Below are 9,775 nucleotides of genomic sequence, written 5' to 3' on the forward strand. Positions count from 1 at the left end.
TGTACGCATTCAGCAGTGACTGGGCGACAGATGTCCTGTACGACACCCCGATCGGTTCCGTGCGCTGGCGCTGGACTTACGGCGGCCGCGGCGGTGGTAAATCGGTAGAGATTGCGCGCGCGCTGGTTATCCTCGGCGCTATCGATCCGATGATCATTCTCTGCGCCCGCGAATTCCAGAACTCAATCAGCGATTCTGTGTTGGCGCTGCTGGAGGCAGAAATCTATGCCCTGGGCCTCAACCATTTCTACACCGTAAAAAATAACGAGATCACCGGGCGCAACGGCACCCGCTTCACGTTCAAAGGGCTGCGCACCAACCTGCAATCCATCAAATCGATGTTTGGCATCAAAATTTGTTGGGTGGAGGAAGCGCAGACCGTTTCTCAGGAGAGCTGGGACACCCTCGGCCCGACAGTGCGCGCCAATAATTCCGAGGTCTGGGTTTCGTACAACCCTCGGGAAGCCACTGACCCGACCTACACCCTGATGAAGCGCCACGAGGTAGATCCACCGGACGGCGGCGTCATTATTCGCCAGGTCAACTATCCCGATAACGCGTTCTTCCCTGACGTGCTCAGGCAGGAAATGGAGTATTGCAAGCGCGTTGACTATGAAGCCTATGAGCACATTTGGTTAGGACTGCCGAAGGCGCTCAGCGAGGCGGTTATTTTCTCCGGGAAATATCGCGTTGAGGCATTTCCTGACGATCTCTCTCTGCAGGCCGACCGGCTTTTCTATGGCGCCGACTTCGGCTTCTCGCAAGACCCTTCCACGCTGATCCGCTGCTTCATCATCGGGCGAAAACTCTACATCGAATACGAAGCCTACGGCGTCGGCGTTGAGCTGGACGAAATGCCGCAGTTTTACGATTCGATCCCCGAGGCTCGCAAATGGCCGATTCATGGCGACTGCAGCCGCCCCGAAACGATCAGCTACATGGCGCGGCAGGGCTTCAACATCGACGGCGCCACGAAATGGGCCGGCAGTGTTGAGGACGGGATCACCTACCTCCGCGGCTTCGAAGAAATCGTCATCCATGAGCGCTGCAAGCACATGATCGACGAGGCCCGGCTTTATTCCTACAAAACAGACCGCCTCACGGGTGAGGTGTTACCGATCGTCCTCGACAAACACAACCACTGCTGGGATGCGGTGCGCTACTCGCTGGACGGTTATATCACCAGCTCCGACGGCCTCGGCACCTGGGCGCAATTGGGTAGACAAGACGCATGAGCCAAAAAAAAGACGGGGTGCGCGCGTGGTTCCGGGACAGTTACCAGAACTTCACGGCGCGCCTAGGGCTTCGCACGCCCAATATGAGCAGCGACGGCACCTATCAGCCGAACTGGACCAGCCGCAACCGCCTGCAGATCGAGAACGCCTACCGCAGCTCCTGGCTGGTGGGCGTGGCTGTGGATGCCGTCGCTGACGACATGACCCGCAAGGGCATCACGATCACTGGCGGCCTGAAGCCTGAAGAAAAATCAAAACTGGATAACGCCTGGGAGGAGTTGGCGCTCTGGGACAGATTGAACGACACGATTAAGTGGGGCCGGCTCTATGGCGGCGCGATCGGCGTCATCATGATCGACGGGCAGGACATGAGTTCGCCGCTGCGTGTGGAAACTGTCGGCCCGGGCGCGTTCCGCGGCGTGATGGTCCTCGATCGCTGGATGGTTACCCCGACCACACAAGACCGCGTTACCGACATGGGGCCGGATTTCGGCACACCAAAATTTTATCAGGTGGTGACGACGGCAACCGGGATCCCCCCGTGGAAAATCCATTACAGCCGCATAATTCGTTTCGACGGCGTCACGCTGCCTTATCAGCAGATGCTGACCGAGAACGATTGGGGGCAATCGGTGGTTGAGCGCATCTTCGATCGTCTGATGGCATTCGATAGCGCCACCACCGGCGCCGCGCAGCTGGTCTACAAAGCGCACCTGCGAACCTACTCGATAAAAGGCCTGCGTTCTGTGCTGGGCATGGGGCAGAATACGGCGGCATATAAAGGGCTGATGGCCCACATGGACATGATCCGTCAGTACCAAAGCATCGAAGGGATGACGGTCATGGATGCGGAGGACACATTCGCGACCCACAGCTACACGTTCGCCGGCCTGTCCGACGTTCTGGCGCAGTTCGGCCAGCAGGTCGCCGGCGCGGTAGGAATTCCACTGGTGCGCCTGTTCGGCCAGTCACCGGCCGGATTCTCGACCGGTGAAACTGACCTCTCCAACTACTATGACAACGTCAGCACACAGCAGGAGCGCCGGCTGCGCCGCCCGCTGCATAAAGTCATGCAGGTGCTGCACATGTCGCTGTTCAGCCGGCCATTACCCGACGATTTCGCCTTCGAATTTAATCCGCTGTGGCAGATGAGCGAACCCGATCGCGCAGGCGTGGCCGTGAACACGGTTGATGCGGTAGTGAAAGCCGTCGACGCCGGGCTGATGACGCCAAAAGCCGGCGCGCAGCAGTTGAAAGAATCGTCACGGATCACCGGCGTGGGTTCAACCATCACCGACGAGGACATCGAAAATGCGCAGGACATCGACCCGCCGGCGTTCGAGGGCAACGATCTCGACCCAGACGCCGAAGGGGCTACAGCGCCAGTACGCAACGCAGCTACGAAAGATAGCGCAGGTGGTCGGGGACATCGTCTCGACTTCTTACGATGGTTCCGATAATTCCGTCATCCTCATCAACACCCGCCTGACCCGTTACTCCGAACTGATCGCCCCCTGGGCGGAATCCGTTGCCCTGAAAATGTTTGATGCCGTCGCGCGCCGAGAGGCGACACAGTGGCGCCAGATCTCGCAGGAAATTTCTGCCGGGCTGCGTTTTCAGATGGAGAGCACCTCAGTAGGCCAGGTGGCGCGCAATATCGTTGAGGAAAACATCAAGCTGATGAAATCGCTGCCGCTGCATGCTGCTGACCGGGTGAGCGGGATCCACGCCCGAGCCATTGAGGCGATGATCAGCGGCGAGCGCAGCAAAGATTTTGCCGCTGAAATTTTCCGAAGCGGCGATGTTGCCTGGTCACGCGCGAAGCTGATCGCCAGGACGGAAATAGGCCGCGCCACGCAGGCGCTGACGCAAGCCCGGGCGACCGCTATTGGCTCCGAGGGTTACATCTGGCGAACGGCACACGACGGCGACGTCAGGCACTCTCACGCCAAAATGGAAGGCAAATTCGTCCGCTGGGGTGACCCGCCTACGCTTGACGGTATGACCGGCCACGCCGGCGCGCTGCCTAACTGCCGCTGTTACTGCGAAGTTGTCATCCCGGAAAAATAACCCATGAAATATTTCTTTAATACCCGGCTCGGTAACACCCGTTACGAGTTAGCCGACGGCTCCCTATTGTGCGAAGCCGTACCGATCGCTCGGGTTGGCTGGCAGGTCTACAACGCCGCAGAACTCGACGAGATCGAGCCTGACAGCGATGGCGAAATTTCCGTTTATCGCTCCCCCGAAGAAGTTTTCCGCCCAGAGACGATCGCCTCATTCGAGGGGATGACGTTCACCGTTTTACACCCTGAGCAAATGGTCAACCCGTCGAACTGGCGGGAGAACGCCCACGGCCACGCGACCAATATCCGCCGCGGCACCGGCGAACAGTCGGATTTGTTGCTGGCAGATCTCGTTGTGAAAAGCAGCGAAGCCATCCAGGCGATTTATCAGGGCGTGGATCAAATCTCCTGCGGGTACGACGCCGAATATCGGCAGACGGCCCCGGGGAAAGCCGAGCAATACGACATTGTCGGCAATCATGTCGCGCTGGTTCCTGCCGGCCGCGCGGGAATCCGCTGTTCAATTGGAGATAGCAGAACAATGGCAACTAAAAAAACGTGGTTTGATTCGCTGCGCCGCGCGCTGAAAACCAAAGACAACGCGGCGATCGAAGAGGCCATGAGTAATGCGCCGGCCGAACTCACCACCGATGAGGGCGAGGGCGGGGGCGATTTGCCGAAGGCCATCAACATCAACATCAGCCCGCAATACCCACTCCCGGATAAGGATCCCGAGATGGGCGGCGGCCCGGGCATTACCAAAGACGGCGAGGAGGACGTGCCTGCCTGGGCGCAAGCCATTCTCGCGCGCCTGGATAAATTGGAAGGCGGCGGCACGAATGACGGCGAACCCGGCGACGATGACGACGAAGAGGAAAAGAAAAAGGCCACCACCGACGCCGGCTATCAGCAGGCGGTGATCGCCAGGGCTGAATTGCTGGTTCCGGGGATCAAACTGCCTGAGGGTGGAAAGCTGGCGACCTTTAAACGCGAAGTGCTTGATGCTGCATTCCGCACGCAAAAAGGCGCACAGATCCTTGTCCCATTGGTCGGCGACAAGCCCGATTTTAAAACCATGCCGAAAGCGTCGCTGGATGCCGCATTTACCGCGGCCAGCGAAATCGCCAAGCGCGCCAACCAGCCCGCAGCCCAGCTGCGCACCTTCGACCATCAAAACCGCAACTCACCGGCAGCGCTGAACAAAGCCTTCGCCGAATACTGGAAAAAATAAGGTAAAAGCCGATGACTGCTTACACGTACCGGATGCCTGCGGGCATCGCCGGGGCTGTTTCACGCCCTCATCACCTCACTGCAGAGCCTGTCGCGCTGAATAACGCCAAAGCGTTCGGCGCTTACGGCCTGGCGGGTAAAGACGTAGGCGGCTATTTCGTGCCGCTGGAAGCCGGCGACGCCGTCGGCGTGATCCTGGGCTTCTACATTCGCCCGTACCCAACCACCTCGACGCCTGATCTGGTCCGCCAGGTGGGCACCGATAAAAACCTCACCGGCGACCGCCTGCGCCGCGGCTACATGACCGTGAATGTCGGCGTTGACGCGTCCGGCATCACGCCGCATACGCCGGTGAATATCCGCATCGCCAACCCGAGCGCGACAAGCCCGCTTGGCGCGCCAGTGGCCGCAGCCGTGGCTGATGAGACCGTCGTCCTGCCGACCGCATTTTTCACCGGCCCCGGTGATGCCGCTGGCAACGTCGAAATCGAATACAACATTTAAGGAAATCGCTGATTATGTCACTTCATACCTTTGACCAGGCGACCGTAGACAGCACCGGCGCATTTCTGATCGGCGAGCTGGAACGGCTCGACCAAGAACTGAATATGCCGCTGGTGGGCTATACGTGGAGCCGCGATATTGAGCTGCGCGAGGACGTGTCGATCGCTGACGACATTTCCAGCTTTACCAACACCGAGCTTGCGGCATCCGGCACGCCAAACCCGAACGGCAAAAACTGGATCGGCAAGAACTCCACCGAGATCGCGACCGTTAATCTCGACATCAACAAAACCGGTTTCCCGCTGACGCTGTGGGGGATGGAACTTGGCTGGACTGTTGTTGAGCTGGCTGCCGCGCAGCAGGTCGGCCGCCCGGTTGATGCCCAGAAATTCGAAGGCATGCAACTGAAGTGGAACATGGACACCGACGAGCAGGTTTATCGCGGCGATACTCTGATCGGCGTGAAAGGCCTGGTGAACTACAACGGCGTGTTGACCACCAACGCCCCGAAAGTCTGGTCGGCCTCAGCCGCTGACGAAATTCGTCAGTCGATCAACTCCGTACTGTCGGCCGCCTGGGCAAACTCGGGTTACACGATTTGCCCGCGTGATTTGCTGCTGCCACCGGATCAATTTGCGCTGCTCTCCAGCATCATTGTGTCGTCTGCCGGTAACCAGTCGCTGCTGACCTACTTGCAGACGAACACCATCGCCTACCACCAGAACGGCGTTCCGCTGAACATCCGAGCCGTGAAATGGCTGAAAGGTGCGGGCGCAGCCGGCAAGGATCGCATGGTGGCCTATACCAACAGCAAAAAGTTCGTGCGATTCCCAATGGTTCCGCTGCAGAACATCCCGATTCAGTATCGCGGCATCTACCAGCTGACAACGTACTACGGCCGCCTGGGCGCCGTTGAGTCCCCATATCGCGAAACTCTGGCTTACGTAGACGGCATCTAAAAACAGCCCCGCAAGGGGCTTATAGGAAAAGCACATGAAGCAATCACTGGTAAAAATCCGCGTACATACGCCATTCACTTTCACGCACCTGAATTATGAGGTGGAGAAGTTCGCTGTTGGTGTGCACTCGGTTGCGCCGGAGGTAGCCGAAAACTGGTTCATCCAGGAATATGCGGAAATTCTCGACGACGGCCAACCAGACAACGCCGGCGCGCCAGCGGAGTTGCTGGCGCAGATCGCCGACCTTCAGAAGCAGCTGGCGGAGGAAAAAAGCAAAGTAGCCGACCTGACGACGGAACGTGACGAACGCGATCAGATCATCGCCGCGCACGTCTCCACTATCGGCAAATGCGATGACACGATCGCCGACCTGCAGAAGCAGCTGGCGGCGGCGCTGACTGAGGGCGCGAAAGGTGGCAAAAAATAACCATCTGCCGACCGTCGATAAATTCCGCGAAGATTTCCCGCAGTTCGGCAACGCCGTCACCTTTCCCAACGCTCAAATTCAATTCCGCTTAAATCTGGCTGACCAACTGCTCGATGAAAACAATTTCGGCGAGGTATTCCCGTACCTGGCCGAGCTTTTTGTCGCGCATTACATGGCGCTCCAGGCGGCGGATAACCGGGCGGCGGCGATCGGTGGTGGTGGCGGGGCGAATAGCGGCGTTGTGTCGTCGAAATCGGTCGACAAAGTCAGCGTGAGCTATGACAGCAGCGCCACGATGAACCCGGACGCGGGCTTCTGGAACAACACCCGCTATGGGGCCGAATTCTGGCAGCTGATCCAGATGTTCGGCATGGGAGGGCGGCAGCTATGAAAAGTGGGTTGAAGGTGCGGGCCGATCGGTCGCAGGCCGTTTTTTCTGCGCTGAATGAAATCGCGCGCCGCGACGTGCTGGTCGGCATTCCTGAGGCGGCATCCGACCGGCAACCGGAAGACGGTGAAAAGCCCGGGATAGGCAACGCACAGATCGGCTACATCAACGAGTACGGATCGCCGGCGCAGAACATCCCGCCGCGCCCGCACCTTCAGCCCGGAGTGAAATCGGTGCATGCCGAGACAACCGCCAAAATGAAGGCCGCGGCGCAAGCGGTGTTTGATGGTCGCACCGGCGCTGCTACTGCGGCGCTGGAGTCGGCCGGCACGATCGCCAGCCAGGCGGTTAAAAGCTACATGACCAGCGCCGATTTTACGCCGCTGTCGCCAGCAACGCTAAAAGCCCGGGCGAGCCGCGGGCGCAAAGGTGCGGCTAAAGAATTGCAGAGCCGGGCTGCCGGCAACGCGCCGGGCAATGCCAACGCTCGCCCCCTGATCGATGAAGGGCAATACCGGCGCGCGATGACCTACCTCGTGAGGGATAAAAATGCCAACTCTTGACGTTACAGACGTGCTTTTCGATCCCGAGTTTTGCGACACCTCCCTGATTGTCACCCGCAACCAGCAGACCGTCGACGATGACGGCTTCGCCACCAACGCCCCGGTAAAAATGCCGTTTGCCGGAGTGGTTACCGTCGATCGGTCGCTCGAAGCGCGGCGCATGATAGCTGGCCAGGTGGTCACCGGTGCAATCCTGATTGTGACCACTGAGCGGCTCACCGCCGGGCAGACGGCGCGCGACGCGGACATCGTGACATATCAGAACCGCGATTACCGTGTGACCTTCGTCGACCCTTACACGGCCTACGGTGCGGGATTCGTTCAGGCGCATTGTGAGCTGCTGCCGTTCGATGGAGGGATCCCCGTTGAGCAATAACACCAGCACGCAGGCCGGTTACCTGACGCCAATTTCGCCCGGCCCTGATTATGATGAGGCGCTCGAACGTGCGCTAAATCGTTGGGTGCTCGGTATAACCGGGCTGCCGCCGGGCAACGTGCGGCCGCGCTGGACACCCACACAGCCACCATTGATGCCGCCAGATGTGGACTGGTGCGCCGTGGGGATCTCCGGCTTTATCGGTGATGATAATCCAGCGTTTACGCGGCAGAACGACGACAGCGCGGAATTGTGGCGCCATGAGGTGACCGAGTGCCTGGCGTCGTTCTATGGGCCGCATAGCCAGCGTATAGCGTCAATTTTCCGTGATGGTTTAACGCTGTTACAAAATAACGATCAATTGATCGCCGTCGGCCTGTCGCTTGGCAGCATTGGCGACATCATTCCTTTCCCTGAACTCATCAATAACCAGTGGGTGCGCCGGTATGACATTACCGTCCGCCTGCGCCGCAAAGTTGTTCGCGAATACGGCATCAAGCCGATCGCAGAGGCAACGGTAAAATTCTTCGGAGAATAATTATGGCTCAGCAGGGGTTACCTGTTCGTAACGTCGTCGGCGTTGCGATTAATATGGCCTTGCGCGCGGCGCAGGCTCGAAACTTTGGTTCGTTGCTGATTATCGGGGCATCGCCGGTGATTGACGCCAGCGAGCGCATGCGCGCTTATTCCGGCATTACCGGCGTGCAATCTGACTTCGGCATCCAGGCGCCTGAGGCATTAGCCGCTCAGGTTTACTACTGGCAGCGCCCGCAGCCGATCGATCTGTACGTTGGCCGCTGGGTGAAAGTGGACACTGCCGCCGCGTTGCGCGGGGCAATCCTGAATACTGCGCAGCAGGCGATGACCAATTTCACAACCGTGACCGATGGCGCGATGAAAATCAGCGTCGATGGAACGGTCAAAACGGTATCCGGCGTTGACCTGTCGGCAGAAACCAACCTGAACGGCGTCGCCGCCCGCGTGGCGGAAAAGCTGACCACGGCGACCGTCGTCTGGGATGCGAACAACGCGCGGTTTGTCGTGAGCTCGAAAACCACCGGTGAGGCGTCCGCAGTCGGCTTTGCTACGCCAAACGCCACGGGAACCGATATTTCCGCGCTGATGGGCATTCTTGAAGGAACGGGTGCGAAAACTATCGCCCGCCAGCCGGCGGAAACTATCGCTGAATGCGTCGCGAAGTTTATCGACCTGTCGTCGAAATGGTATGGCCTGTATATCGCCGAGACGATTTCTGATGATGACGTGCTTGCAGTTGCCGGCCTAATCCAATCCGATGATGTTTCCCGCATTTACGCCCACACCACGCAAAATACCGCCGTGCTCGATGCGGACAACAACACCGACATTGCCAGCCGGCTGAAAGCCGCGGCGTTCGGTACAACCTGTGTCCAGTATTCCAGCCAGAGCCCTTACGCCGCGGTGTCGATTCTGGGCCGTGCCTTTACGGTCAATTTCGCCGGCTGGCGCACCACGATCACCATCAAATTTAAGCAAGAGCCGGGGATCGTCGCGGAAACGCTGACACAAACCCAGGCGCTGACCCTGCAGCAGAAAAACTGCAACGTGTTCGTCAATTACGACAACGACACGGCAATCCTGCAAGAAGGCGTGATGTGTAACGCTGATTTCTTTGACGAGCGCCACGGCCTGGACTGGCTACAGAACTACGTTCAGACCAACTACTACAACCGCCTCTATACCAGCTCGACAAAGGTTCCTCAGACCGATGAGGGCATTACCGATCTGCTGACCAACGTCGAAGCATCGCTGGCGCAGGGCGCTGAAAACGGCCTGATTGCGCCAGGCGTGTGGGGGGGCGACGGTTTCGGCGCGCTGAATACCGGCGACACGCTGACAAAGGGGTATTACGTCTACTCCCCGCCGATTGCACAGCAGGCGCAAGCGGAGCGCGAAGCCCGCAAAGCCCCGGTGATGCAGGTGGCAATCAAACTGGCCGGCGCCGTGCACTTCGGCGACGTCATCATCAACGTTAACCGCTAAGGAGC

12 protein-coding genes are annotated in these 9,775 nt (G+C 59.0%); all 12 read left to right on the forward strand.

Annotated elements, in window-relative coordinates:
- Positions 1 to 59: 59 nt before the first annotated feature.
- The 12 genes from QMZ29_RS25105 to QMZ29_RS25160 are packed head-to-tail and all read left to right on the forward strand — an operon-like array spanning position 60 to position 9,770.
- Positions 60 to 1,235, forward strand: a complete 1,176-nt coding sequence (locus QMZ29_RS25105) for a PBSX family phage terminase large subunit (protein WP_282995118.1) — start codon at positions 60 to 62, stop codon at positions 1,233 to 1,235.
- Positions 1,232 to 2,695, forward strand: a complete 1,464-nt coding sequence (locus QMZ29_RS25110; RefSeq protein ID WP_282995073.1) for a DUF1073 domain-containing protein — start codon at positions 1,232 to 1,234, stop codon at positions 2,693 to 2,695. Before QMZ29_RS25105 ends, QMZ29_RS25110 begins: the two co-directional genes overlap by 4 nt.
- Positions 2,652 to 3,305 carry a phage head morphogenesis protein gene (locus QMZ29_RS25115; RefSeq protein WP_079007612.1) on the forward strand — a complete coding sequence of 218 codons (654 nt, stop codon included), beginning with the start codon at positions 2,652 to 2,654 and terminating at the stop codon, positions 3,303 to 3,305. The genes QMZ29_RS25110 and QMZ29_RS25115 overlap by 44 nt, the downstream gene beginning before the upstream one ends.
- 3 nt (positions 3,306 to 3,308) lie before the next feature.
- Positions 3,309 to 4,532, forward strand: coding sequence for a DUF2213 domain-containing protein (locus QMZ29_RS25120; RefSeq protein WP_234721590.1), 1,224 nt, complete (start codon positions 3,309 to 3,311; stop codon positions 4,530 to 4,532).
- An 11-nt stretch (positions 4,533 to 4,543) separates the two neighbouring features.
- Positions 4,544 to 5,035 (forward strand): structural cement protein Gp24, encoded by a 492-nt coding sequence (locus tag QMZ29_RS25125; protein ID WP_015377512.1) that lies wholly within the window; start codon positions 4,544 to 4,546, stop codon positions 5,033 to 5,035.
- A 14-nt stretch (positions 5,036 to 5,049) separates the two neighbouring features.
- Positions 5,050 to 5,994 carry a DUF2184 domain-containing protein gene (locus QMZ29_RS25130; protein WP_079451392.1) on the forward strand — a complete coding sequence of 315 codons (945 nt, stop codon included), beginning with the start codon at positions 5,050 to 5,052 and terminating at the stop codon, positions 5,992 to 5,994.
- Between the two features lie 34 nt (positions 5,995 to 6,028).
- Positions 6,029 to 6,421 carry an STY1053 family phage-associated protein gene (locus QMZ29_RS25135; protein WP_282995078.1) on the forward strand — a complete coding sequence of 131 codons (393 nt, stop codon included), beginning with the start codon at positions 6,029 to 6,031 and terminating at the stop codon, positions 6,419 to 6,421.
- Entirely contained in the window at positions 6,408 to 6,812 is a 405-nt protein-coding gene (locus QMZ29_RS25140; RefSeq protein ID WP_060424636.1) for a DUF4054 domain-containing protein, read from the forward strand. Before QMZ29_RS25135 ends, QMZ29_RS25140 begins: the two co-directional genes overlap by 14 nt.
- On the forward strand, positions 6,809 to 7,372 hold the full coding sequence (locus tag QMZ29_RS25145; RefSeq protein ID WP_282995080.1) for a hypothetical protein: 564 nt from the start codon (positions 6,809 to 6,811) through the stop codon (positions 7,370 to 7,372). Before QMZ29_RS25140 ends, QMZ29_RS25145 begins: the two co-directional genes overlap by 4 nt.
- Positions 7,359 to 7,748: a hypothetical protein gene (locus tag QMZ29_RS25150; protein WP_015377517.1), complete on the forward strand. Its 390-nt coding sequence runs from the start codon at positions 7,359 to 7,361 to the stop codon at positions 7,746 to 7,748. Before QMZ29_RS25145 ends, QMZ29_RS25150 begins: the two co-directional genes overlap by 14 nt.
- The gene (locus tag QMZ29_RS25155) at positions 7,738 to 8,286 is read left to right on the forward strand and encodes a phage neck terminator protein (RefSeq protein WP_282995083.1); all 549 of its coding nucleotides are present in this window, start codon (positions 7,738 to 7,740) and stop codon (positions 8,284 to 8,286) included. Before QMZ29_RS25150 ends, QMZ29_RS25155 begins: the two co-directional genes overlap by 11 nt.
- Before the next feature lie 2 nt (positions 8,287 to 8,288).
- Positions 8,289 to 9,770 (forward strand): DUF3383 domain-containing protein, encoded by a 1,482-nt coding sequence (locus QMZ29_RS25160; RefSeq protein ID WP_282995085.1) that lies wholly within the window; start codon positions 8,289 to 8,291, stop codon positions 9,768 to 9,770.
- Positions 9,771 to 9,775: the final 5 nt, after the last annotated feature.

Source organism: Serratia sp. PF-27 (genome assembly GCF_030053255.1).
In the GTDB taxonomy this organism is placed as follows: Bacteria; Pseudomonadota; Gammaproteobacteria; order Enterobacterales; family Enterobacteriaceae; genus Serratia; species Serratia bockelmannii.

Bases quoted from the DNA above. Each gene is read 5' to 3' on its own strand.
- QMZ29_RS25160 (WP_282995085.1), top strand. From the start codon at position 8,289: ATGGCTCAGCAGGGGTTACCTGTTCGTAACGTCGTCGGCGTTGCGATT.
- QMZ29_RS25130 (WP_079451392.1), top strand. From the start codon at position 5,050: ATGTCACTTCATACCTTTGACCAGGCGACCGTAGACAGCACCGGCGCA.
- QMZ29_RS25125 (WP_015377512.1), top strand. From the start codon at position 4,544: ATGACTGCTTACACGTACCGGATGCCTGCGGGCATCGCCGGGGCTGTT.
- QMZ29_RS25120 (WP_234721590.1), top strand. From the start codon at position 3,309: ATGAAATATTTCTTTAATACCCGGCTCGGTAACACCCGTTACGAGTTA.
- QMZ29_RS25135 (WP_282995078.1), top strand. From the start codon at position 6,029: ATGAAGCAATCACTGGTAAAAATCCGCGTACATACGCCATTCACTTTC.
- QMZ29_RS25145 (WP_282995080.1), top strand. From the start codon at position 6,809: ATGAAAAGTGGGTTGAAGGTGCGGGCCGATCGGTCGCAGGCCGTTTTT.
- QMZ29_RS25150 (WP_015377517.1), top strand. From the start codon at position 7,359: ATGCCAACTCTTGACGTTACAGACGTGCTTTTCGATCCCGAGTTTTGC.
- QMZ29_RS25110 (WP_282995073.1), top strand. From the start codon at position 1,232: ATGAGCCAAAAAAAAGACGGGGTGCGCGCGTGGTTCCGGGACAGTTAC.